This window comes from Streptomyces sp. NPDC051214 (assembly GCF_040682375.1).
GTDB lineage: Bacteria > Actinomycetota > Actinomycetes > Streptomycetales > Streptomycetaceae > Streptomyces.
In genome coordinates, this window is record NZ_JBFBAT010000022.1 from 78,653 (window position 1) to 99,925 (window position 21,273).

Here is a 21,273-nt window from a genome sequence, read left to right on the forward strand (position 1 = left end):
GCAGGCATCGGAATTGTTGTCGGCTCACTGACTGTGTTGCTCGTGACGAGGGCCCGGCGACGCCGCTGAGTCAGTAAGCCTTCTTCCCGCACCTTGTTGCGCTGCGTTGTGAAAGCGCACGTCGTCGCTGCCGCTGTGGAGCCGTGGCGTTGCCCTCCGGCATCGCCGCCGTGAGCGCACCTGTTGTGCGGTGGCATGGCGTCGGTGAGCGTCGTGTGTCTTCGCGTCACGGGAGCGCGACCTGATTGACCGGCCGATCCTGTCTGTTGTGCAGCCTGACAACGTCGCGTGGTCCCCGCAGCGTGGTCTGGCGCGTCGGCCTCGGCCAGTGTGCCCTGCGCTGCGTCCGCGGAGGTGGCCCCGCGGAGCGGGAGGGCCGAAGGGCACTGCGCGTCGTTGGTCGTGCGTCAGGTGTTTGCGCGGGCTGATGGTGAGGACGCCTGCCTGTAGTCGGTCCAGGCTCGGGCAGTTGTCTCCATGGCGGCCAGCCACGTCTGGTCGGGGTAGCGCTTGGCCCGTTTGCGGTACATCCGCAGGTTGGCCCGGGCGAATGCGTCGATGGCCGCAGGGTCGGAGTGCGTCCAGGCGGTGCATTGGGATGTCCATGTCTCCGCGTCCTGCGGGCTGTGGCCTGCAGCGATGAGTTGCAGGGCGAGCAGCGCGGGATCGATGAGAGCGCTGCCTCTGGTGGGCCAGGCCCAGTCGACGACCCATGAACCGGTGTCCCCGATCAGGAGGTTGCCGGGGTTGATGTCTCCGTGGATGAGGCTGTCACCCTTAAAGAGTGCGGCCTCGTGAGGGTCGGATGCGAAGCGGTCCCATCGGGTCTCTGGCCAGAGCTCGGCTGCTGCCGGCAGAGGGATCTCCCCGATCCTGTTGACGAGCTGCATGATGGCCGGTAGATCCGGGGAGTTGGGTGCAAAGTTGCTCGGACGGCCGTTTAGCTGCTCGAAGCCGAGAGCGATCCACTGATCGTTTTGTGCATGCCAGCACAGGCGGGGGGAGAGCGGGTGCACGGATGGGTTGATGATCCGCTCTCGCAGGAGGGAGTCACGTCGCCCTCCGGCCCGGTTCTTGATGCCCTTGACGAAGAAGCGTCCCAGGTCGCTGTCGATCAGCGTCAGGACGTCGGAGCTGAACCCCCGCGCTGCGGGCTGCGCATCGAAGATCTCGCCCGTGGAGGGGCGGATGAGGTCGAGGAAATCGGCGCTGGGAAGGCGAGGGTGCATACCGGTTTCCTTCTAGTTCCGGGGAGTGCACTCACTTCCCGGAAACCCGGGCGAGCACTCATCTTCGTTGTCGTCATCGTCGTCGTCATCCCCGCCGTTACCGCCCCTGCGAACTGAGGAGCTGATGAGGGCTTCGCAAGTCGAGCAGTCGCGCCAGCTGCGCGAGGCCCACGAACAGCAGCTCACCGGGGCGGAGGAACCGTTCGAACCGACCGTGCGGCGGATCAACCACGCACTGGAGTTCCTGGATCTGGTCGGGGCCTGCCAGCGGTACGTCGCGGCCACGGGGCGGATCGTGCCGTCGCTGCGCGAGCGGCCCTTCTCCGACGATGAACGCGACACGGTGCACCGCAACGTCGACCGCGTGCGGGCCACGTGCGAATGGATCCTCACCGCCGTGGACACCCATCCAGCGATCATTCCAGCCCAGTCCACTGCGCAACGGAGGGTTTCAAGACGGGTTCTGACCGCGCTCGCGACGATGCGGGATGATCAGGCCGGTACCCCGGTAGCCTCCGTCTGCGATCGCCGTGGTGTTGCCGACGGCTGTCCGAAGGGTTACGGATCCACCGGCCGCCGATGGCCAGGCCACATGTCGTCATACGCCGCATCGAAAAACTGCGCCTGCGGCCCGCGTAGTGTGGACCCCTCGGGTATCCCTTCTCTGGCTGCCTCCGCGAGGCGGGCCGCATAACGGTAGGCAGCGCCTCGCAGGGGCTCGTTCCTGGCCGCCAAGTCGATCTCCGCATGCGCGAGCCACAGATCATCGACGAGCTGGTCGAGCTCGGCATCGGCCGCGATACTGCCCCTGCCCGAGCGAGCGAGCGCCGCCTTCTCCACCTGCGACGCAAGGCCCAGGAACTTCAGGGCCGCGTTCTTGAGCTCCGCCCGGTGCGCGGCCAACTCCTGCACTTCGAGCTGCCGAGTGCTCGCTCGCGAGACGAGGTACTGGCCAAACAGCGATCCGCCCGCGCCGAGCGCTACACCTGCCAGAGACAACAACGCTGGCCCCAAAGTTCCCCAAGATCCCATAACTGGAGTCTCTCAACACCAGGTTCGTCGCTGTGTGAGGGCTCGAGCATCCGCGGACCACTCCTGCCACGGCGGCCACGGACAACTCTGAGCAAGAGGCGCTACACGGGGCTGTGGTCACTAGCGATGGGCGTCTGGATACAGGTGAAGCTGATGCCTGGCCATAAAGGCTCGGGCGTGTCGGCGACGGTTGAAAAGTGGTTCTGGATCACTTTCAGTGCCAGGGCCACGGAGGGTCACCGAAACCGCGATCATGAACGGCCGTGGGTGATGTCCTCCTCCAGGACCTGTGGTTCCACCAGGTCGAAGGTGTCGTGATCGAAAACGTCGTGCCCGACGGCGAGTTGGTGGCAGTGCGGGCCAGGGCTGCTGCCGAGCGGGCTGTGTGTCCGGCGTGCGGGACACGGTCGTCCCGGGTGCACAGCCGATACGTACGTCGGCTTGCCGACAGCGCGGTCGGCGGGCGCCCGGTGCTGATCGAGTTACAGGTCCGGCGTTTCCGCTGTGGTCAACGTTCGTGCAGACAGGCAACGTTGGCCGAGCAGGTCGAGGGGCTGACGGTTCGCCACGGCAGACGCAGCACCGGCCTGCAGAGGGTGCTGGAGCGGGTGGCGGTGATGCTGGCCGGCCGCCCCGGCGCCCGCTTGTCCCAGGCTCTGGCGGCCGGGGTGAGCAGGTCGAGGCTGCTGCGGTTGATCCGCCGCCTTCCTGAGCCCGAGACCTCGACACCGCGGGTGCTCGGGGTGGACGGCTTCGCGCTCCGCAAGGGCCACCACTACGGCACGATCCTGATCGACATCGAAACCCACCAGCCCATCGACCTGCTGGCGGACCGGACGACGTCGACAGTCGCCCGGTGGCTCGCCGAGCATCCCGGCGTCGAGGTGATCTGCAGAGACCGCTCCACGGCCTATGCCGAGGCCGGACGGCTCGGCGCCCCGAAAGCCATCCACGTCGCGGACCGATGGCGCATCTGGTCGAACCTGGCCGAGGCCGTCGAGAAGACGGTCCTCCAGCACCGAGCTCTGCTGCGGGAACCGCACGACCCCTCAACCACCAAGGTCGCCGCAGACATGGAGAACACGAACCTCGAACCATCCCCTCCCACCGGGCCGCGGACAACCGGCCGGCTCTCCGACCGTGTCCGTGAACAGCACACGGCCATCCACGCTCTCCTCGACCAAGGCAGGGGTTGGACACACGCTCGCTGCTGCGGGCACGGCGTTCGGCGCCGGTGTGGGTCTGGCGACGTGCGCACCAACTATCGGTGCCGGCTGTGCAGCAGGTGTTGCTGCCGCCGGTACGAGCATAGTAGAGGGAGTCAACGCGTACGAAAATCTCACGAAGGCATTCGACGAATGATTTCGGACGACCGAAGAGTATTCGCCATCCTCGGGGCTATCCTCGTTCTGGTCGGCGCGGCGGTTGTCGTCGCGAAAGTGATCGACGCCGATGCGAGTAACGCTCTGCGGATAGTGGGATTCTCTCTCATGGCCGTGGGGGTCCTGATGTTCATCGTCAGCTGGATGAGACGGGCGACACGACGGCAGGAGTGAGGCGAGATCCTCCTTGCGGCCCCGACGCTCAGGCGTTGGGGCCACAAGGCACTCGGTGCGCGGCCGAGGCAGGGCAGGCACTTCCTCGACAGCGCCGAGGGCGTCCGTTCCATCAAAGTCCATCCGCCAGGCGGTCCGGTCCGCCATACCGGCTCCCAGTCTGCGGGCCTTGTCGGCCAGGAGCCAGTAGCCGAACTCCGGATCCTCGCGATGCGCGTCTAACAATGCGTTCGCGCGAGTGGCCCGCTCGAATGGATGACCGGGCCGGATCCCCCTTGCCGGAGCGATGGCCGCTTTGAGCAGCACGGCACTGCCCAGCAGGCTTCTGGCCCCCGGGAGTCACGCGAGGGTCAGGCCCCGTCGTCCTTGTCGCCCTCGTCGAAGAGGTCCTGTGTCCCGTTCAGGCCGGCTGGGCACGGCTCGGGTTGCCAGCTGGAGCACGTGGCCGAACAGGCGGAGGACGTCGCGTAAGCCGACTTCGAGAGCGACCCCGAGACCGCGCAACCAGGCCGTGAGGCGGCCGACCGGCGGGCCCAGGCCTTCCGGAACCCGCCACAGTGGCCGACTCAGTCCACCCCTACGACAGGCCCAACGACCAAGGGCAGCTCGTGAACCTGATGCACGCACTGAAGAACCTGCACCACCCTCCCGCCAAGTAACGCCCGCCGCGCCCGATCCCCGCACGGATGCTTCCCGCCTTCAAGGCTTATGCCGACGGTGATCGCCTATTGGAGCTTGTTGCGTCCTGTGGTGGGGGAGGGATTAGAGCGGCGGCCGCGGACGATGCGGCCGGGTCGGCCGCGTCGTACCGGGCCCTGCACACCGGCCGCGCGCTGCGCCCACTTCGCGACCGTCTCCTGGGGCACGTGGATGGAGCGCATCGAGGCGGTGACGGTGGAGGCGCAGGCGGGCATGCCGCAGTGCACGGGGGAGGCGTCGATGCCCAGCAAGGGGTAGGTCATCGAGGCGGGCGGCAGGTACTGGGCCGCGCATCCCAGGCACACGTAGATCTGGCGGCGGGGCGGGTCGGTGTCGTGCATGGCTCTCCCTGGTGGTGCGGGTGGCGCCGGTGGTGCGGTGTCAGCTGATGCCGCTGCCGTTGCAGGTGCTGCAGGGTCCTGTCCATCGGCGTTCGACGGGGAGGAGGTTGCCGTCCTTGTCGGGCTCCCACGTGTGTTCGCTGTGTTCGGTGACGCGGTCGCCTCCGCAGGCCGGGCAGGGCTGCACAGACGGGCTGTTCATCACCGCCACACGCCTTCCAGCATGGACGCTCAGGGGGGCGGCGTCAGTCCTGCGGCCAGATCCGCCCCGTTTGGCGTGGGCCGCTCGCGCCAACAGGCTGAGCGTGTACCGGTCGGCGACGGGCGGGGGCAAGAGAAGGGGCGTCGCGTGGAGTTGGGGTTCGTGCGGCTGTTGCGCAGAGGAATGCCTTTCGGAACGGCCCGGGAACCAGGTCCTTGGAACAACCCGTGGAGGACTTCGGTGAGTTCGATTATGGGGGCGTGCGGCGTGAGGTTCACTACCCCGCCCGGCCTGTGGTCGCCCCCTGACCGTCGCCGACGTCGCGGGTCGGTGGTGGCCTGCCGAGGCCCTCTGGCAGGTCACCACCGGACCGCCGAAACACGGCGGGACCGCGAGGGCCCTCTGCGCTTGTGTGAACCCCACGAAGATAGAGATGGCGTCGGCCGGACCGCGGAGGTCGTGGAGGGGGTGACGGCGTGTCAGCGGTATCTGGTGAACTGGCTGCTACAGGGCCGGGGGTGCTCTCTACGGGTCGCAGGGGGTGGGAGCGTGGAGGTCGAGGCGTTCTTCAGCAGCGGGGACGGCTGGGCCGAGCTGTGGGTGCTCGATGTCGAGCTGATCGAGTCGCTGCGGTTCGGCCCTCCTGCCGGCCGCACCGACCTGGAGGTCGCCGTCGCGCTGACCCGGCTTCTGGAGTACGACTTCGTCTCCCACGGCACCGACGGCAAGGGCAGACACCTTGATGACGAGAACGTTCCCCTCGTCATCAAGGCTCACCGCGCCGTCCTGGAACGCCTCGCTCTGAAGCCGCCCACCTGGCCGTTTCGGACGTTCGACGGGCCGCGCGGCTTCGGCACCTACTGGCGTGACAACGACATGCGGGGCAGCTGGCAGGCCCGCCGGGACTGCATCGAGCAGATCCTCGGGCCGACCCGCGACGCGCTGGAGGATCTGCAAGAGCTGGAGTACGAACGCCGCTTCTCCAAGGGGCCGTCGGGCACCTTCAAGAACCTGATCTTCGCCGCCGACGGCGCGAAACCGCAGATCGTGCTGCGCGACGCGGTGAACAACGACGTGGAAATCGTCCGCCACGCCGACACCTGTCTGGTGTTCACCGACCCCCTGCCGCGGCACGGCCTTACGTGGCGGCAGATGGTCGCCTGGTGGATGAACAACCACCAGCCCGACGCCGACGAGGAGAGTGCCGCCGACGCCCTCTACCGGCGTCTGTACCGGTCGCTGGACTCACCGCCCGAACAGCTCCTCATGATCACCTACTGTTCTCGCTATGCCGAGGATGGAGGCTTCGACCTGCCCGCGCTGATCCCGCAGGTCTACCTCCACTACGACCCCTACACACGGCGTAGTGGCAAGCAGTCCGGGGCGCTGTACCGGCAGAGGATGGATTTTCTACTCTTGGCGCCGGACCGCTCGCGCATCGTCCTCGAGGTCGACGGGGTGCAGCACTACGGCCGCCCCAACCCGCCCGGCAAACAGGGACGGGTCACTCATACCGCCACGCCGAAGCTGTATGCGGAGATGGTCGCCGAGGACCGGCGGTTGAGGTTGGCCGGATACGAGATCTACCGCTTCGGCGGCTGGGAACTGTCCAGGCCGGGCGGTGAGCAAGTCCTGACGGACTTCTTCACCGAACTCCTCGCTCGCCATCAGAAGCCGCCCCTGTGACGGTAGCTCCCGGGGTGAGATGACGAGACCGGTGGCGGGCGGTCAAAGGAGCATCGACGGTCTCGTTGGCGCAGTCGCACGGCGATACACCCGCCGCTCGAAACATGTACGCGTCGGCGGACAGGACGGTCAATGGCACGGCGCCCTGGCCCGGGTCGCCGGAGCACCCCCGCCTGTGCCCCGCTGTCGCCTGAGCGCTGTAGCAGCCATGCAACCAGACGTGATCGCAGAGATCCACACGCCCCCCGGGCGGCAACAATCTAGAGGTGCAATTCTCGGGTCGTTGGCAGGAGGCCCAACTCGCGTGCGGTGCGCAGGTCTTGGTAGGCCGTCGCCCGCTCGACTCGGGTGCCGGGACAGACCCGGTCCTTGATCACTTGCCGGATGGACATGTTGTCGGGTGCGTCCCACACGATCTGCGCGGTTGCCTCGATGCGAGGCAGGTAGATGCTCCACCATTTCGCTCCCGTACGGCGCCGGAGCTCTTTGACCAGCGTGAGTTGCGCGCCGGGCATGGCATCGCTGAGCCGTCCGATCGGCGGCGGGGCCCACTGGGCAGCAGCCCACTGCCAGCCTGACTCGGTGCGCCGGACGGGGCCGTAGGGCATACCGGCCAGCGCCAGAGGCACAGCGAGTCTCCGGGCACCAGATCGGATGAGGTCCTTCTCCCCGTCCGAAGCCGCGCCACTCACGGTGGTGGTGTTCTCCGGCTCGATGAACCCTCCCCGGTCGATCTCGAGCGCGATGCACATGTCGGCGCCCGTCGCGTTGCAGCGCATCCAGATGCGAAAGCGAGGTGGAAAGGCATGGCCGGCGACCGTGACCAGGCCGTCCGCGAACCACGACTCGTCGCCATCGTGGGGAGAGGAGGGCTCGACGCGTAGTCCCTGCGCCCAGTAGCGGTTCACTCAGGTCCCTGGCTGTAGTGGTCCCTGAGTTCGCTGAATAGCAGCAGGCACAGTGTGGTGGTCGTGGCGAAGGCCACGCTGGCGTCCCGGGCTGCCGTGGTTGCCGGTCCGCGGTCGATGACAACAAGGATCACGGCCACGGCGGACGCGATCAGCCCGAGCAAGATGGCCACCAGTACACGGTAGTGAGTAACAGTCACGGCCTCACTCTGATGCCAGGGGCTGTGCCAATCCAGCGATGGGCGGTCTACAGAACCACGGGCCAAGAATTGGACAGCCCTGGACCTGCGCAGATGCATATCGTTGCGCGAGAGCGGTTGCCGCAGATGGCGTCCCGGCGGGTGGTGTAGTTGGACGAGGGCGTGGAACGCGCGGGCGTCTGCTCGGGGCGTGCGCCCGTTGAAGGTGACTGCTCCCTCAGCAAGGGCGGGCCATCGCGCAAGTCTCCGTGATGAACGGCCAGTTCAACCATGGAGGACGCGATGGCCCTGTCTCAGTCTGACCTGATGCGGCTGCTGGAGTCGATACGTACGGCCGACGGGGTCGGGGCGATCAGGGTGGCGTGCGAGCGCATCCTGCAGGAACTCATCGGGGCCGAAGCGACCGAGGCCATGGGCGCGGAGGCGGCGGTTCTCCCGCCGCAGCGCGGCCAGTTCCTCGCGCTCGCTGCTGTCAGTCCGTTGCGTTCGCCCGCGTCGACCCCGGCCTGTTTCGCCCAGTCCCGCACCGCGGTCTCGGTCAGTTCGAAGTCCTTGGCGATCTGGCCGAACGAGCGGTCACCCCCACCGGCATAGCCCGACGATCCCAGTCTTGAACCTCCGGCTGAACGAGCGGTGAAATTTCTTTCCCCATGTTCTCCGTGATGGACATCCTCCCGGGGCTGAACCTCTGATCTCGAATGTCCGTCGAGGAGCAAGCTCACGATGCCTGCTATCTCTCTACGGTTGTCGTGAGTTGAATCTGGGTTACAGCTCGTTGGATCAGTTCTTTACGAACGGGGTCCCAGAGAACATAAATACCGGATGACTGTCCTAGATACAGCATCTGCCGGGATTCATCGATCACCTTGCCGCTCGAATTCAAAAACTGAGCTTCGACTGGGCGAACCCGGACGCCCAGCATGTATGGAAGTGTGGTGGAGTATTTTCCGGCAGCTAGTTCCTCTGCATTTCGCGCCATCACCTGACCGAGAGCGTACGCAACCCCTGCTGTGACCGTCAGGATGAGGAAAGCGCCTGCGAGAAGTCGACCGATTCCGTGAACTCGAGACAGGAAGATGACCGTCAGGTAGATGAGCCCTGTGCCCAGAAGCCACAAGGACCAGCGGGGAAAGCCCGGGGTGGTGGCAGGACTCTCGGCGTAACTCATCAGTACCCATATGAGCCCGACCGTCATGCTGGCGAGCAGCTTGCGCAGCCAGGAGTGCCCTTTAATGAATTCCCCCACGCCTCCGAGGAATGGCTCGCACCAAGCGGAAAGGAAGGCCATGGCGGGCCACACAGCCAAGGCCGGAACGACGAAGAGGACTGTGAATACGCCGAAGGTCACGACTGCCCGTGTAGCCAAGACTGCGACATCCAGGCCAACCTCCTCGGGAGCGAGTCCGCCAAACCGTTCGAAGAATCGGTCCACTGCCCAGTATTGAATAAGGGTTAGTAGGGCTCCACCGATTGCAAGCGTAGCCGCGAAGTGCTGGAGGACATGCTTCAGGCCGAGCGGATTGCGCTCCGAGTTCGCGCTGGAGCCCGCATCTCCATGGGTATTTCCCGCCATCCCGTCCCCCCATTGAACCTATCTTCTGGCCCGCCAACGGTATATCGCGATCGGCCCCTCGGCGATCCGTTCCACGTACCCGGCGAGGACGTCCGGGGCCAGCTCCACGTTTGGCGGGGCTCAACGATCGGGATGAGTCGGCACGATACGCGCCGCAGTGGCTCGGTCCTTCTGGTCTGTGAGGGCGAACAAAGCCATCAGCACGCTGGCCGCGGTGAGCCGGGCGTCGCCGGCACCGGCGAGCATCACGAGGTCCTTGAAGGCCTGGCGCTTGCGCATGGCGTCCGCGCCGCGCCAATGAGCGAGCTTGAACTCCGCGATGCGCTGGTCTGTCTCCAGGTCGTACGGGCGGCTCGGGTCGTTGCCGGCGCCGAGGGAGGGGCGGACGGCGATGCCTTGAGGGAAGGGCCCTACTCCGCATCCCTGGCCACCTGGTCCCGCCCTGGAGAGGCCTCAGCAGTGGCGAACAGCAGAGAGCGAAAACCATCTCGCGCCATCGCCGTCAGTCGGCGTGGTGTCTGTCCACCCCCAGCAAGGCCGGGTAGTACGCCGAGATTTGCCCATAGGGCATGGTTTCTGCGTACACATTGACGGTGGAGCGTTTCATGAGGGATCGCGTCTGCGGATCACTCCGTCGTCCTTCGTACACACCGTGCTCATCAGGAGTCCGCCCGCGCTGCCACGCTTCCCACGCGCTCCAGAAGGTGACAGACCGTGCTCGTTCTTCCGCCGACGTGAGGGGGCAGACATCGTTGGCTCCCCACGCGTATTCGCGCCTGCCGTCTTCCTCGCCGGTTCCCACCTGCTGGGAGACGGCCGCTTGGCGTGCACCGGTGGCTGTCATCCACTGGCGCACCGTCGAGATTTCTGGTCGGACGTCGGCCAGGGGAGTGCCAAGAGTGATCGTGAACCGGTACTCGGCGCTTCGTCGGTTGTTGCGATCCACCTCGAAGGAGGGGCGGAAATCGGGTCGGCAGGACGTCACCGCGTACACCAGGGTCGAGTTACCCGGCTCGGTGATCACCTCGACCCGGTAGTCCTCGCGTGGGCGGAACACGTGCATCGTCAGCCTGGCCTTGTCCATGCCCGGGACCTCTACGCCGGGGGCATGGTCGCGAAACGCGAAGCGGTAGGAAGCCGGGCCGAGCGTCTGGGTAAACCGTTCCAGCGCGTGGCCACCGCGCAACGCGCGCAGCTTGCGGTACTCGGCCGGCCGCCAGTCCGCCGTGGACTGACGCAACACCCCCCAGGCCGTCGCCAGAGTGCTGACGGCCGTCACAATGTTGGACAAGAACAACACCGCAACGATCAGCAGGTTTCGCTTGGTCAGCCCGTGCACCCACGCGGTTACACCGCCGCCAGCTTCCTCATGATCGGCCATGCTTTCGACGCTAGAGTCGTGTGCCCGTTCGCGCATATCGCACGAGCGCCGTCCCGGTGGCCCAGCCGCTTCCCGTCACCCCGGGAGCCCAGATCACCTGGTGTCTCTTTCAAGCAGCCAACGTGTCCGCGATCCGTTCGAAGTCCTGGGCCTTGCGCATGCCGGCACAGATGGCCGCGTTCCTGCGGGCGGGGATGGTCCCGTCGTGCTCCTCAACCAGAAGGCAGCTGCGGACTGCTCCCCGCACCCGCGGGGGATGGACCCAAGATGATCAAAGTGGCGGAGACGATGCGTCGCAGCTCCCTGCGCGAGGGGATGGAGGGCGGCTCCCGCCGAGGACCGTGTAGAGATCGGAGACCTTCGACAAGCCCTTGCCCTGATGGAATGCGACCTGCTGCCGTTGGCGGCCCACCATGCCATGAGCGACCTCACCCTGGGACCGCGTGCCCAGCGTGCCGTGATCCTGGCCCATACCGGCGACTTCACGGCCGCAGATGCCGAGATGGCCCAACTGGAGCACTACAACCTCACGCCCGAACAAGCCGAAGAGATCGGCAGTCAACGCACCCTGATCAAGCTCCTGGCGTCGCAGCAGGGCGGTTTATGACCTTCCCGGTCGTGGCCGCACAACTCAGACTGCGCTGGCCAGATGACACGGACGTCAGTTCTGATTTTGCTCGGCGTCCCCGTCAGTCGCTGTCCGTCGCGCTCGGGACCGCTCCCGCGCCCATTGCGTGTATGTATGCAGAGGGACCGCAAAGTACGCGTTGAACCAGGTGGCGATTGGGATGGCCACCAGCATGACCAGCCCGAGCATGATGGAGGTCAGCAGTTCATGCGCCAGTTCAGGCGAACCTTCCGGAGCGCCTTCTGCCAGGTAATACAGCGACTGATATGTCACCACAGCGAGAACTATGGAGATCAGGACCCAGAAGACACTCACACCCATGGGCAGAGCAGCCTTCAGCACAGCACGCCGGGTCATTCCGCCCAGCTCGGCTCTGATCTCCGCCTGACGCTCTCCGCTTGCCCCGTCCACCTCCGCCAGCAGGGGCTCGGATGCCTGTCGGTCGTTTTCATGCTGCCTCGTCAGCACCTGAGCGTAGGAGCGCATCTCAACGACACCAACAAGCAGAATAATCGGGGCAGTTGCAGCAATAGCCTGGGCGAAATCCGATGTCATCTTCACGGAGTCAGCCTGACCATCGCCAAGATCACATAAACGCGGCGCCCTCGCCTGTTCCGATGCCGTGCGACGCGACCCCTCTGCTCCTTCGCGCTGTGGGCCGCAGCGGGCTGTGCGTTGACTCGCTCGAGCCCAAACCCCTCCACGCGCGGCGCTTCAGCAGGGCGGGGAGCCGTTGTTGCCTGCTGGCCTGCGCCGATTGTGGGGAGGGTCCCTTTGCTGCGGTATTTGGAGACTGAGTGGTGGGGCGGGTGGGTTCGGGGCGTGGTGGTGATGGTTTGTGGGGGTCTGCGTCTAGATCTTCCGAACGTGTTCCAGCAATGCGGTCCAGGCGGGTGGTTGGAGGGATAGGTATCCGTGTTCGGGTGCTTTGGTGTCCCGGATCATCACTTTGTCCGGGTTGTTGTCGGCTACTTCGAGGCAGTTTTCCGTTCCGGTGTAGGAGCTGGTGCGCCAGTGGGGTGTCGTGGTCTGCATGGTGTTGTCCTAGTCGTCGGGCATGTGGTCGAAGTGTTGGATGGCGGTGAGGATGAGGTCGCGGACGGCGCTTCCGTAGACCGCTGATTGCTGCAGGAGCGCGAACGCTTTGGTGTAGAGCTCGATCTCCCGGGGCTGGGTGACGGAGAGTTCGGCCGAGTAGGTCTCGACGAGGACGAGCTTGTTGTCGAACATCGAGAACGAGTTGCCGGGCCAGATGGCCGCCGGGGCGGACCGGGGGATGATGCCCAGGCTGAGGCGGGGCAGCCGCATGACGGCCAGCAGGCGGTCGAGCTGTCCTTTCATCACCTGTGGTCCTGCGAGATTGGTGTAGAGCGCCTGTTCGCCGAGGACCACGTTGAAGATGCGGTTGCCTTGGTAGAGGTATTGCTGGCGTTGGAGTCGCTGGGCCGTGGCGGCTTCGGCGTCGTCGGGGATCTCGTAGTAGTCGACCACCTGCCGGAAGGTTTGTGCCGCGTACTCGGCCGTCTGGAGCGTCCCCCACACCAGCGTCGGATGCCAGATACGGAAGACCTTGGTTTTGGCGTAGACGGGCAGGGCCTTGCGCTGGCGTCGTTCCGCCCCGGTCTGCAGCTGCCGGCGCCACTCCAGCCACAGCTCGTCGATGTGGCGCACGGTGGCGATCAGGTCGTCGATGTGTTCGTGCCTGTCGGTGGTGGTGCACCAGGTGCGGATGTCGTTTTCGCTGGCGTTCTGGCGGCCGTTCTCGAGCCGGGACACCTTGGACTCGGCCCATCCGGTGGCCACGGCGAACGCCCGGCCGCTGGTGAAGCCCGCATCCTTGCGGAATGCGCGCAGCCGGGCGCCCAACGCCTCGCGTGCTTCTTGCGCTTGGTTGCTCACCGCTGGATCAGGGCTTGTACTCGGCGTGGGCAATGCCGAGGGACCACAGCAGGTCCCGCACCCGCACGCACTGGGCCACGAGGTCGGGGTCCTCGGTGAGTTCCGTCCCCAGCACGCGGCCTTCGGCATCGAAATGACCGATCGCCAGGAGCCGGTCGTCGTACAGCCACCAGTCGTTGCCGTCGGCGGGCAAGACGATGCCCTGGGGCAGCTGGTGTCGTGGCAGCCACCGGATGTCCTCGCCCGCCTCGATGTTGAGCGGGGTCAGCGAGTGCTCCCAGGCGACGTACCGACTGTGCGGCTCGGTGACCACCCGGACCCGGCGCACCGTTTTGCCCTGTCCGGTGACCCGCCCCATCAACGCCCTCCAGGGATCGAGCCACGCGTAGTCGTCACGCTCCCCTCTTTGCCATCGGGCGTAGGGCGTGTCCTCGATGGGAGACCCGTAGTCGTCTCTCAACTCCAGGTGGAAGGCGTCACGCTCGAAGCTGTTGAACAGCTCGTCACGCTGGGCGGGCGTGATCAGGTCCACTGACTTCCTCCAGCAGGGCCGTGATCGAGGACCGGGGGACCTCGATGCAGGTCTCGTAGTCGGGCAGGCGCATCTGGCCCAGGGCTTCGGAGTCGTTCATCTCCGGGCCTTGGAGAACGCATGTCCCTTGTTCGGTGACGATCATGACCGGGGCGGCGAACTTCTTGAGTTCGCCGGACGCTTGCCCGTCCTTGGTCAGGTGCTCGAACAGCTCGATGGGCACCTCGACGGCTGTCTCTCCTTGCCGCACCTCGAGCTGCATGAGCAAGTCGTTGGCGAACACCTTCCAACCTTGGATGACGTAGGTGTCCTCATCGCTGGCGTACAGGGTGGGGCTGTCTCCGGGGGTGGAGTTCTTCCCGAGGAACCGTAGCTGCATCGCTGGTCTCCCGTCCGCTGTCTTGCGCCTGTTTGCGCGACAAGCCGATCGTCGCGAGCCCATTCGAGGTAGTCAATCCACTTGCTGCAAACTCACGCAATCTTCTTGGGAGTTGGGAAGCAGCAGCCCTACGTTCGTCCCAGACCTGAACAGCCGCCGCACCGGATGCGGCACCGAGGGGGCCCGGACCAGTGGATCAGCACCGAAGCCGACACTGCGGATGCATGCGGCGAGCCCGAGCGACTCACGGTCCTTGGCTTCCCCTTCACACCGGCCGTTTCCTTCGGCCATCAGCGCCACCGGAACGGCACGTCGATCATCTGGGCCGAAGCCGTGGCCCGTCGGCGGGGCAAACCACGAGCCCCGCAATCCGCCTGTGTGCAGCTCCCCAGCGACGCGCTTCGGGGCATGCGCCCAACAGCCCTCCTCCACACATGCCATGGAGCTGAGCACAATGTCCAAGACCCCCGCCGGCGCACCCACCGTGCCGATCACCACCCTGGTGGGTGCGATGCCCGACCATCCCCGCGCAGTGCTCTACACCTGCCACACCAATACGGCGACAGCGGCCCAGGCTCTGGCGGACCTCCGCGATGTCGCCGATGCGCACCGCTGGCCGGTCGTTCACGAGGTGTACGACCTGGCATCGCCCGCCCTCCCGCGCCGCCGGCGGATCGGCTGGTGCACGCTCGAGCAGCTGGTGCTGCGCGACGCGACGAACACCGTTATTGCCCCGGCAGAGCGGGAGATCGCCTGGACGCAGAGCGAGCGGATCACGCTACGGGCGTGGCTGCGCGGCGTATCAGGCTGCGCCCTGTGCCCGCAGGCCGGTTTCCCGCGGGCCTGCGCCCCGGTGCGGCCGGAGGGGAGGCCCGCGTGATGTATCCCGCAACATCTGGAGACCGCGTGAGCGTGCCGGACGCCTGCAGATCACAGTCGTTGAGCGCGTGCCGGCGGCTGCCTGGGCATTCCGAGCGGACGCCCGGTGAGGCCCGTGCCTATGTCGGTGTGACTCTCGCCGACTGGGGTGTGGCCGAGGCCGTCCGGGCGGACCTGCAGCTGATCGTCAGTGAACTCGCCACCAACGCCCTGGCGTACACCCGCAGCCCGGAGATCGTCGTGTCGATCTGCCTCGGCGCCGGGACGGCATCGGTAGGCGTCGAGGACTGCGGCCCTCATCGCCGGCTCACCCCCCAGTGTCCCGGTTCTGAGGCCGAGCGCGGACGGGGGCTGCTGATCGTGAAAGAGCTGGCGAGCCGTTGGGAGCAGAGCAGGGCCGACAACGGCGGCACCACGGTGCGAGCGGAAATCGACCTCCCCACCCACCAGCGGCTCTCAACCGGCCACACCATCAAGGAGGCACCGGATGCCGCCCGACCCCACCCCTGAACGAGCCCGCGCGCTATATGAGGAGATGAACCCCCGCGTCGAGTGGCAGCACATGCCGTCCGACGTGGAGCAGCAGGCAGCCAGAACCTGGCGCGACTACCGGACCTCTACCGGCTAGGAACTCGGTCGTAGCCATCGGGCGGGCAGTACCCCGCCCATCGGGCGGGCAGTACCCCGCCCATCGGGCGGGCAGTACCCCGGCATCAACGAGCAGATGGAGAAGACAGGTGACAACAGCCCAGGACCGTGAGGCCTTCCCTCTCACCCCGCATGGTGGGCGCACCCCGTACAGCTCCGAGGCGCCGACGGGCGAGGGGACCCGTCCGTGGGCGCTGCGGTTCGCTCGCATCCCTGACTCGACGGGGGCCGCCCGGCTCCCGGCTCACGACTACGACCCCGAGCGCCAGATCAACCTAGGCAGCGACGGCGGCCCGCTGACGTCTATGGCGAACACGCACACGCCGACCGTCCCAGACGGCGACCCGAACAACCCGCCGCCGCTGGATGAAGGGCCCAAGGACTGATGGCCGCGCCCGTCCTGATCATCGCCGCGCCCGACGACTGGCCCACGGACCGCATCGTCGTCGAGCTGGAAAGACGCGGGGGCGAGGTGTTCCGCATGGACACCGCCGACTTCCCGCAGCATCTGAACCTGGCCGGAAGGATCGACCAGGGGCGCGCGTGGACGGGCGACCTCACCACCAGGCACCGGACGGTAGAGCTGTCCCGGGTTGGCGCGGTCTACTACCGCACCCCCGGGGCGTTCCGCTTTCCCCCGGGGATGTCTGGGCCGGAGGAGAGGTTCGCTGCCGCCCAGGCCCGCGCCGGTCTTGGCGGTGTCCTGTCCGCGCTGCAATGCCGCTGGGTGAATCATCCGACCGCCATGGCCCGCGCCGAGTACAAGCCCGTGCAACTGGCCTCCGCGCGTGTCTGCGGACTGCGCATCCCGTCCACGCTGGTCACCAACCGGCCTGAAGAAGTGGCGACGTTCGCCGCGCAGACCGGCGGGCGAATCGTCTACAAGCCGGTCTCCTCCCCCGTACTCATCGAGACCGGCCAGCTCAAGTCGGTGTATACGCAGCGTCTGCGCCCCGAGGACCTGGAGGACCTGGTGGGCATCGACACCACCGTCCACCTGTTCCAGGCGTGGGTCGACAAGGAGTACGAGGTGCGCCTGACGGTGGTCGGGGAGCGGATGTTCGCCGTGGCCATCCATGCCGGCAGCCAGGCCGCCCACGAGGACTGGCGCAGCGACTACGGGTCCCTGACGTACACCGCCACCACGGTTCCTGATGAGGTGTCTGCGGGGATGCGGGCTCTGATGGGGCGGCTGCAACTGCGCTACTCAGCGGCAGATTTCATCGTGGGCCCGGACGGGCGGTGGACGTTTTTGGAGGTCAACCCGTGTGGCCAATGGGACTGGATTCAAGGGGCGAGCGGCCTGCCGATCGCCGAAGCGATCGCTGACGAGCTGCAAGGAGTGTCCTGATGGACTTCAAGCCGTACGCGGCCACGCTCGCGACCCGGGCCACGCATCCCGGGTCCCCCTGGTGGGCCCCGATCAGCCAGACACCCCGGCACCTGCTGGTCAGGAACTGGTTCACCCCTGGCGAGCACGGATGGACAGTTGTCAACGGCCCGGCCGACGAGGACAGGTGGGCGGCGGGCGCCTACTCGGACACCACGCTGGTCACCCGCATCGGCCCCGTGCACGCCGACCAGGCCGAGGCCGGGCATCTGGTCACCGGTCATCCCACCTCCTCCTCGACGCTTCCGAGTCTGGTGGTGACGATGCTCGAGCACGGCCGTCTCACCCCGGGCATGCGGCTTCTGGACCTGGCCACCGGCTCCGGGTACAGCGCTGCTCTGGCGTGCCACCGGCTCGGCGACAACCTGGTGACGACGCTGGACGTCGACCCCTACCTGACCCGCATCGCCGCTGAACGCCTCGACGAGATCGGCTGGCATCCCACCGTCATCACCGCGGACGGCAGCGCCGATGACCTCCCCGGCACCTTCGACCGGATCGTGTCCATGGTCTCGATGCCCCGCATCCCCCTCTCGTGGCTGTCCTCCCTCGCACCCGCCGGGCGTCTGGTCACCACCATCGCGGGCACCGGCCTGATCATCACCGCGGACAAGACCGACGACGGCGGCGCCAGGGGGCGCGTGGAATGGGACCGCGGCTCGTTCATGACCACCCGCACCGGAGACGACTACCCGCCCGCACTGCGAGAGGTGTTCATCAAATCCGTCGAGCAGGAAGGAGAAGAGGTCACCACATCACCGTTTCCCGTGCTCAACGTCATGCAGGCCTGGGAGGTGTGGTCGATGCTGTCCCTCGCGGTCCCGGGCATCGAGCACCGCACCGGAACCGATGACGACGGCAGCCGCATGACGTGGATGCTCCACCCGGACGGGTCCTGGGCGCGCGCCTGCACCCGGCCAGGCGAGCAGACAGCGACCGTGCACCAGAGCGGCCCACGCCGCCTGTACGACAAACTCCACAAAATCCGCTGGCGCTGGATCGAGCGGGGCGAACTTCCCCTCTACGGTGCCCAGGTCACCATCGCCCCCGACGGCACGACAACTCTGTCCCGCGACGGGTGGACAGCAACGCTGTAGCCCTGAAAGCAGCACCGACAGGGCACACTGGACGGGAGCCGACGAGGAGGGAGCACCCCTATGGAAGACGAGTCCCTCAACGCATGGGCTGCACGCCGTGCACAGCGTCGCCCCAAGCCGGGGGAACGTCGCGCCACCCCGCTCGGTGAGGATTCCACGCACGGGGCCCACGTTGACCCCGCAGCACCCCGCGGTATCCAGGAATGGGACGGGCACCAGTGGATTCCGGCCGGAGTCGCCAAGGACTTTCCAGCCGCTGCGGACGAGACCGGCAAGGACACGGCCCCCCGGGCAGAGCGGGTCCCCCTGCCGGCGTTCAGCAAGCTGCCTCCCGCTACCGAACCCTGGCGTCCGACCGAGCCGTGGCACCGGCCCTGACACTGCCCAATCCACACGACGGCTGTGCCCTCGAAGCCCCCCTCCGCCTGATGCCTTCCTGACGGCAGAGACTCACGCGCATCTGACCTGGCCGTCCACAGTGCCCTGGGCAGTCGTGCAGCCGGCTGCCCTGCCCTGGCAGGCACTTACCCAGGGCGAAACGCTCCATGTGATCAGCACCGCCCCCAGCGGTACTCCGGCACCGGCGTGCCCATTACCTTCTGGGTAGAGCCCGAACTGGGCTCGTGGCCTCCGGGGCCGGTATGGCTCCTTGCCCCTGTCGTTGATGATCCGGGGGGTGCTGCCGCCGGTCCTGGCGGCACCGGATGGTCGCTGATAGAAGCGTGTCCGCCCGACGGCAGGGCTGCGTAATGTGGCTGCCGGCCTCCGGTGCCCGGTGGGCCACCGGCCGTGACTCCGGGGAGGGGAAAGCCCGGTGACCAGCACAGACTTCACCTCGATCGATGTGTTCTGCGCCCTGGACGTGGGCAAGGCCGAGCACGCCGGTGCCCGCGCGGTATCCGCCCGGGACCTCGCCGGGCTTGGCCGTCCCCGCAAACGAGCGAGCACCCACTTCGAGGATGCACTGAAACTCAGGAAGCCGGGGTTCGACCGCGTCCGCGTCATGGACCGCGTTGGGCTCGCCGCCGCGCTGTTCGACGAGGGCGAGGCCGAGAGGGGCGCCGCGGCGGCCCAGCAGGCGCTCGACGACGCCGCTCGGGTTGACTCCACACTGGTGGCCTCCCGGCTCAACACCCTGCTGTACGCAGCCCGTTCGTATGAGACAGGCGCCGTCGACGAGGTGCGTACGAGGGCGAGGGATCTCGCCGCTGCCCGGCCGACCACGATCGCGGCCTGAGACCATCGAGCGCATGGGCAAGCACAGTCGTCCCGGGCCGCCGAACCAGCCGTCGCGCGCTTTCCCGCGCGTCGATGCCGACAACCCGCTCGCCGCGTACACCAAGCGGCGCCGTCCCCCGATGGATCAGTACCGGCGTCACCGGCCGCTGCACGGCGGTGCCAGCCACCGTCAGCCCGAGGAACCCAGGGCCTTGGAGGAGTGGGACGGTTTCGTCTACGTCCCTGTCGGCACTGCCCCCGACCTCGCAGCAGCCACAGCGTGGGCTCACGGGCCCGGCTCCCGCGACTCGCCCGATCAGGAGTAGGGCCTCGATGGAGGTGCCCGGCGGCGCAGGGTCTTGGCCGACACGGCCGCCGGGTTCGGGAGCAGAACCGTTAGGACTCGGCGGCGTCAACGGCCACTGGCACGGCTTTCGTCCCGGATCATGCGGCGGAGGCCGGTACGGGCCACCGCGAGGTCGTCTTCGGCCTCCTCCAGGCGCCGACTGAGCTGAGTGTCGTCCTGCCGAACCTGCCGGAGCTGGAGGGAAAGTTCGTCGTCGCGGCTGGTAGGGCTGTGTGCGGGGTGAGGCGGCGTAAAGCAGCTCGCTGAGGCCCCTGGGCCCGGGCAGGCAGCTGGCGCCACGTATCTGCGGACAGGGTCGCCGTGCTGGCGCGGCTGGCGCCGCCGAGCGTGTGGAGCGGGCCCTCGACATCGCCGCGCACCGCCGCGCCCTGCGTGGGCAGGTGCCCGTACCAGACGAGCGGCACGGCGACATCGCCAGTTGCGGGCACGACCTGCAGCGGCGGACCCAGTGGCTCGAGCTGCTGGGCGAGCGCGGCCAGCATCTGGTTGCGCAGGGGCTCAACGGGACGGGGAGCCGCCCTCGTGGCGTGTGTCTGAGGGCGGGGCTGATCACGCGATTTTCCCTTCCCTGGTGGGCTGGGCCGGGGTCATTCGATGCGGCCCGCATCCCAGCGTTTCTAGAGAGTGCTTCTGTCGTGGCTGGCGGCTGGGTGGCGGGTCTGTCGGGCTTTTTTGGCTACTGGTGGGGAGGGCAGCGGGGTGCGATCAGATGGTCGTTCACGGGGGCTGGACCATGGTTACGGCATTGCAGCACCTTGGGTGGTGGGGCGGTGGTCGGGGTGGCGCGGCGTAGGACCGTTGGCCGGGGCGCTGAGGTCTTGGGCTCTGGCGGGCCTGGTGGGCGTCAGGGGCGGGACAGAGCGCCTGGAGAGGTAGGGCCGTGTCCGGTCTGCCGCAGCCGTGGCTGCTGGCGCGCTGCGGTGCCGCGGCACGGTGGTGGTGAGCCGTGCTGTGCTGGCCGTCGTGGGGCGCCCGGTCGGTGAGGTGCAACTCCCGCTGCCGGGGCCGCGTTCGAGGGGCGCGTTCGTGGGGTGGTGGGGTGGAGAGCCCGTGCACTGCTGGGTGTTGTTTCCTGGTTCGTTGGGCGGCCTGCTCAAGAAGGTGTTGGCGAGCGAGTTCAGCGTCAGCGTCATCGAGGAGGGCAGGTGGCTCGGTGTGGGGTGGGTCGCCAAGACTCTGTCCTGGAAGCGCAGATGTCCGGGGTGTGGGTTTCGGCGGCCGTGCGGCGGATGCTGCCGGCAGGCGCATGGTGGCGGTTCCTCAAGGTCAGGCAGATGCTGCGGCGGGAACGGCTGTGACCGCGGGCGATGCGGATGCAGCCTCCGAGATGATCTCTTGCATCGGCATCTCGTTCTTGCAGCGGTGCCCCACTCCTTGACGGCGGCGTACTCGGGGCCGGCTTGGGGCGGCACTGTGCGGTTTGAGCGGG

General features: G+C 67.2%; 26 protein-coding genes and 2 pseudogenes. 13 read left to right on the plus strand and 15 right to left on the minus strand.

Annotated features, from left to right (window positions below; genetic code table 11):
• Positions 1 to 407: 407 nt before the first annotated feature.
• Positions 408 to 1,229 carry a protein kinase gene (locus AB0M70_RS39045; RefSeq protein ID WP_365828034.1) on the minus strand — a complete coding sequence of 274 codons (822 nt, stop codon included), beginning with the start codon at positions 1,227 to 1,229 and terminating at the stop codon, positions 408 to 410.
• A gap of 124 nt (positions 1,230 to 1,353) precedes the next feature.
• On the opposite strand from AB0M70_RS39045, the pseudogene AB0M70_RS39050 reads away from it, so the two are divergent.
• Positions 1,354 to 1,575 (plus strand): annotated as a pseudogene (locus AB0M70_RS39050) (DUF6192 family protein); the annotation flags it as partial.
• 117 nt (positions 1,576 to 1,692) lie between these two features.
• Here the strand turns inward: AB0M70_RS39050 and AB0M70_RS39055 are convergent.
• Both AB0M70_RS39055 and AB0M70_RS39060 read right to left on the minus strand, forming a co-directional pair.
• Positions 1,693 to 1,782 (minus strand): annotated as a pseudogene (locus AB0M70_RS39055) (IS5/IS1182 family transposase); the annotation flags it as partial.
• A 5-nt stretch (positions 1,783 to 1,787) separates the two neighbouring features.
• Entirely contained in the window at positions 1,788 to 2,231 is a 444-nt protein-coding gene (locus AB0M70_RS39060) for a hypothetical protein (RefSeq protein ID WP_365828036.1), read from the minus strand.
• A gap of 293 nt (positions 2,232 to 2,524) precedes the next feature.
• Here AB0M70_RS39060 and AB0M70_RS39065 point away from each other — a divergent pair, with 293 nt between their 5' ends.
• Positions 2,525 to 3,817, plus strand: a complete 1,293-nt coding sequence (locus tag AB0M70_RS39065) for an ISL3 family transposase (protein WP_365828038.1) — start codon at positions 2,525 to 2,527, stop codon at positions 3,815 to 3,817.
• 725 nt (positions 3,818 to 4,542) lie between these two features.
• Here the strand turns inward: AB0M70_RS39065 and AB0M70_RS39070 are convergent.
• Together AB0M70_RS39070 and AB0M70_RS39075 are read right to left on the minus strand one after the other, a co-directional pair.
• Complete coding sequence (locus AB0M70_RS39070; RefSeq protein ID WP_365828040.1) at positions 4,543 to 4,857, minus strand: hypothetical protein; 315 nt, start codon at positions 4,855 to 4,857, stop codon at positions 4,543 to 4,545.
• A 40-nt stretch (positions 4,858 to 4,897) separates the two neighbouring features.
• A complete protein-coding gene (locus AB0M70_RS39075; RefSeq protein ID WP_365828042.1) occupies positions 4,898 to 5,059 on the minus strand; it encodes a hypothetical protein in 162 nt (53 codons plus the stop codon).
• Between the two features lie 549 nt (positions 5,060 to 5,608).
• On the opposite strand from AB0M70_RS39075, the gene AB0M70_RS39080 reads away from it, so the two are divergent.
• Positions 5,609 to 6,745 carry a hypothetical protein gene (locus AB0M70_RS39080; protein ID WP_365828044.1) on the plus strand — a complete coding sequence of 379 codons (1,137 nt, stop codon included), beginning with the start codon at positions 5,609 to 5,611 and terminating at the stop codon, positions 6,743 to 6,745.
• Between the two features lie 260 nt (positions 6,746 to 7,005).
• On the opposite strand, the gene AB0M70_RS39085 is transcribed toward AB0M70_RS39080, so the two are convergent.
• A complete protein-coding gene (locus AB0M70_RS39085; protein ID WP_365828046.1) occupies positions 7,006 to 7,653 on the minus strand; it encodes a hypothetical protein in 648 nt (215 codons plus the stop codon).
• Positions 7,650 to 7,826 carry a hypothetical protein gene (locus AB0M70_RS39090; protein WP_363213300.1) on the minus strand — a complete coding sequence of 59 codons (177 nt, stop codon included), beginning with the start codon at positions 7,824 to 7,826 and terminating at the stop codon, positions 7,650 to 7,652. The genes AB0M70_RS39085 and AB0M70_RS39090 overlap by 4 nt, the downstream gene beginning before the upstream one ends.
• Positions 7,827 to 8,135: 309 nt before the next feature.
• Here AB0M70_RS39090 and AB0M70_RS39095 point away from each other — a divergent pair, with 309 nt between their 5' ends.
• Positions 8,136 to 8,447 (plus strand): hypothetical protein, encoded by a 312-nt coding sequence (locus AB0M70_RS39095; protein ID WP_365828048.1) that lies wholly within the window; start codon positions 8,136 to 8,138, stop codon positions 8,445 to 8,447.
• A gap of 136 nt (positions 8,448 to 8,583) precedes the next feature.
• Here the strand turns inward: AB0M70_RS39095 and AB0M70_RS39100 are convergent, their stop codons facing one another.
• From AB0M70_RS39100 to AB0M70_RS39110, 3 genes are all read right to left on the minus strand, one after another.
• Positions 8,584 to 9,426 carry a hypothetical protein gene (locus AB0M70_RS39100; protein WP_365828050.1) on the minus strand — a complete coding sequence of 281 codons (843 nt, stop codon included), beginning with the start codon at positions 9,424 to 9,426 and terminating at the stop codon, positions 8,584 to 8,586.
• A gap of 120 nt (positions 9,427 to 9,546) precedes the next feature.
• The gene (locus AB0M70_RS39105) at positions 9,547 to 9,705 is read right to left on the minus strand and encodes a hypothetical protein (RefSeq protein WP_365828052.1); all 159 of its coding nucleotides are present in this window, start codon (positions 9,703 to 9,705) and stop codon (positions 9,547 to 9,549) included.
• Positions 9,706 to 9,928: 223 nt separating this feature from the next.
• On the minus strand, positions 9,929 to 10,807 hold the full coding sequence (locus tag AB0M70_RS39110; protein ID WP_365828054.1) for a hypothetical protein: 879 nt from the start codon (positions 10,805 to 10,807) through the stop codon (positions 9,929 to 9,931).
• A 418-nt stretch (positions 10,808 to 11,225) separates the two neighbouring features.
• Here AB0M70_RS39110 and AB0M70_RS39115 point away from each other — a divergent pair, with 418 nt between their 5' ends.
• Positions 11,226 to 11,414 carry a hypothetical protein gene (locus AB0M70_RS39115; RefSeq protein WP_365828056.1) on the plus strand — a complete coding sequence of 63 codons (189 nt, stop codon included), beginning with the start codon at positions 11,226 to 11,228 and terminating at the stop codon, positions 11,412 to 11,414.
• Positions 11,415 to 11,468: 54 nt separating this feature from the next.
• On the opposite strand, the gene AB0M70_RS39120 is transcribed toward AB0M70_RS39115, so the two are convergent.
• The 5 genes from AB0M70_RS39120 to AB0M70_RS39140 all read right to left on the minus strand — a co-directional run bounded on the left by AB0M70_RS39120 (position 11,469) and on the right by AB0M70_RS39140 (position 14,245).
• Complete coding sequence (locus AB0M70_RS39120; RefSeq protein WP_365828058.1) at positions 11,469 to 11,996, minus strand: hypothetical protein; 528 nt, start codon at positions 11,994 to 11,996, stop codon at positions 11,469 to 11,471.
• 291 nt (positions 11,997 to 12,287) lie between these two features.
• Positions 12,288 to 12,470: a DUF397 domain-containing protein gene (locus AB0M70_RS39125; protein ID WP_365828060.1), complete on the minus strand. Its 183-nt coding sequence runs from the start codon at positions 12,468 to 12,470 to the stop codon at positions 12,288 to 12,290.
• A 9-nt stretch (positions 12,471 to 12,479) separates the two neighbouring features.
• A complete protein-coding gene (locus AB0M70_RS39130; protein WP_365828062.1) occupies positions 12,480 to 13,334 on the minus strand; it encodes a helix-turn-helix transcriptional regulator in 855 nt (284 codons plus the stop codon).
• A 7-nt stretch (positions 13,335 to 13,341) separates the two neighbouring features.
• Positions 13,342 to 13,866, minus strand: a complete 525-nt coding sequence (locus AB0M70_RS39135; protein ID WP_365828064.1) for a DUF6879 family protein — start codon at positions 13,864 to 13,866, stop codon at positions 13,342 to 13,344.
• On the minus strand, positions 13,838 to 14,245 hold the full coding sequence (locus AB0M70_RS39140) for a hypothetical protein (protein WP_365828066.1): 408 nt from the start codon (positions 14,243 to 14,245) through the stop codon (positions 13,838 to 13,840). Before AB0M70_RS39140 ends, AB0M70_RS39135 begins: the two co-directional genes overlap by 29 nt.
• Positions 14,246 to 14,699: 454 nt before the next feature.
• Between AB0M70_RS39140 and AB0M70_RS39145 the strand changes: the two genes are divergently transcribed.
• The 8 genes from AB0M70_RS39145 to AB0M70_RS39180 all read left to right on the plus strand — a co-directional run bounded on the left by AB0M70_RS39145 (position 14,700) and on the right by AB0M70_RS39180 (position 19,803).
• A complete protein-coding gene (locus AB0M70_RS39145; protein ID WP_365828068.1) occupies positions 14,700 to 15,125 on the plus strand; it encodes a hypothetical protein in 426 nt (141 codons plus the stop codon).
• Positions 15,126 to 15,151: 26 nt separating this feature from the next.
• Positions 15,152 to 15,634 carry an ATP-binding protein gene (locus tag AB0M70_RS39150; RefSeq protein ID WP_365828070.1) on the plus strand — a complete coding sequence of 161 codons (483 nt, stop codon included), beginning with the start codon at positions 15,152 to 15,154 and terminating at the stop codon, positions 15,632 to 15,634.
• Between the two features lie 227 nt (positions 15,635 to 15,861).
• Positions 15,862 to 16,158 (plus strand): putative ATP-grasp-modified RiPP, encoded by a 297-nt coding sequence (gene tgmA / locus AB0M70_RS39155; protein WP_365828073.1) that lies wholly within the window; start codon positions 15,862 to 15,864, stop codon positions 16,156 to 16,158.
• Positions 16,158 to 17,123: an ATP-grasp ribosomal peptide maturase gene (tgmB, locus tag AB0M70_RS39160; RefSeq protein ID WP_365828075.1), complete on the plus strand. Its 966-nt coding sequence runs from the start codon at positions 16,158 to 16,160 to the stop codon at positions 17,121 to 17,123. The genes tgmA and tgmB overlap by 1 nt, the downstream gene beginning before the upstream one ends.
• The gene (locus AB0M70_RS39165) at positions 17,123 to 18,259 is read left to right on the plus strand and encodes a protein-L-isoaspartate(D-aspartate) O-methyltransferase (RefSeq protein WP_365828077.1); all 1,137 of its coding nucleotides are present in this window, start codon (positions 17,123 to 17,125) and stop codon (positions 18,257 to 18,259) included. The genes tgmB and AB0M70_RS39165 overlap by 1 nt, the downstream gene beginning before the upstream one ends.
• Positions 18,260 to 18,319: 60 nt before the next feature.
• Positions 18,320 to 18,637: a DUF6087 family protein gene (locus AB0M70_RS39170; protein WP_365828079.1), complete on the plus strand. Its 318-nt coding sequence runs from the start codon at positions 18,320 to 18,322 to the stop codon at positions 18,635 to 18,637.
• A gap of 436 nt (positions 18,638 to 19,073) precedes the next feature.
• Entirely contained in the window at positions 19,074 to 19,496 is a 423-nt protein-coding gene (locus AB0M70_RS39175) for a hypothetical protein (protein WP_365828081.1), read from the plus strand.
• A gap of 13 nt (positions 19,497 to 19,509) precedes the next feature.
• On the plus strand, positions 19,510 to 19,803 hold the full coding sequence (locus AB0M70_RS39180; protein ID WP_365828083.1) for a DUF6087 family protein: 294 nt from the start codon (positions 19,510 to 19,512) through the stop codon (positions 19,801 to 19,803).
• Positions 19,804 to 21,273 lie beyond the last annotated feature (1,470 nt).

What these genes read in the sequence shown, in the direction of transcription:
- AB0M70_RS39100 (WP_365828050.1), bottom strand. Translation starts at nt 9,426, where the DNA reads ATGGCGGGAAATACCCATGGAGATGCGGGCTCCAGCGCGAACTCGGAG.
- AB0M70_RS39095 (WP_365828048.1), top strand. Translation starts at nt 8,136, where the DNA reads ATGGCCCTGTCTCAGTCTGACCTGATGCGGCTGCTGGAGTCGATACGT.
- AB0M70_RS39165 (WP_365828077.1), top strand. Translation starts at nt 17,123, where the DNA reads ATGGACTTCAAGCCGTACGCGGCCACGCTCGCGACCCGGGCCACGCAT.
- AB0M70_RS39145 (WP_365828068.1), top strand. Translation starts at nt 14,700, where the DNA reads ATGTCCAAGACCCCCGCCGGCGCACCCACCGTGCCGATCACCACCCTG.
- AB0M70_RS39070 (WP_365828040.1), bottom strand. Translation starts at nt 4,857, where the DNA reads ATGCACGACACCGACCCGCCCCGCCGCCAGATCTACGTGTGCCTGGGA.
- AB0M70_RS39045 (WP_365828034.1), bottom strand. Translation starts at nt 1,229, where the DNA reads ATGCACCCTCGCCTTCCCAGCGCCGATTTCCTCGACCTCATCCGCCCC.
- AB0M70_RS39110 (WP_365828054.1), bottom strand. Translation starts at nt 10,807, where the DNA reads ATGGCCGATCATGAGGAAGCTGGCGGCGGTGTAACCGCGTGGGTGCAC.
- AB0M70_RS39115 (WP_365828056.1), top strand. Translation starts at nt 11,226, where the DNA reads ATGAGCGACCTCACCCTGGGACCGCGTGCCCAGCGTGCCGTGATCCTG.
- AB0M70_RS39125 (WP_365828060.1), bottom strand. Translation starts at nt 12,470, where the DNA reads ATGCAGACCACGACACCCCACTGGCGCACCAGCTCCTACACCGGAACG.
- tgmB (WP_365828075.1), top strand. Translation starts at nt 16,158, where the DNA reads ATGGCCGCGCCCGTCCTGATCATCGCCGCGCCCGACGACTGGCCCACG.
- AB0M70_RS39140 (WP_365828066.1), bottom strand. Translation starts at nt 14,245, where the DNA reads ATGCAGCTACGGTTCCTCGGGAAGAACTCCACCCCCGGAGACAGCCCC.
- AB0M70_RS39170 (WP_365828079.1), top strand. Translation starts at nt 18,320, where the DNA reads ATGGAAGACGAGTCCCTCAACGCATGGGCTGCACGCCGTGCACAGCGT.
- AB0M70_RS39180 (WP_365828083.1), top strand. Translation starts at nt 19,510, where the DNA reads ATGGGCAAGCACAGTCGTCCCGGGCCGCCGAACCAGCCGTCGCGCGCT.
- AB0M70_RS39075 (WP_365828042.1), bottom strand. Translation starts at nt 5,059, where the DNA reads ATGAACAGCCCGTCTGTGCAGCCCTGCCCGGCCTGCGGAGGCGACCGC.
- AB0M70_RS39105 (WP_365828052.1), bottom strand. Translation starts at nt 9,705, where the DNA reads ATGCGCAAGCGCCAGGCCTTCAAGGACCTCGTGATGCTCGCCGGTGCC.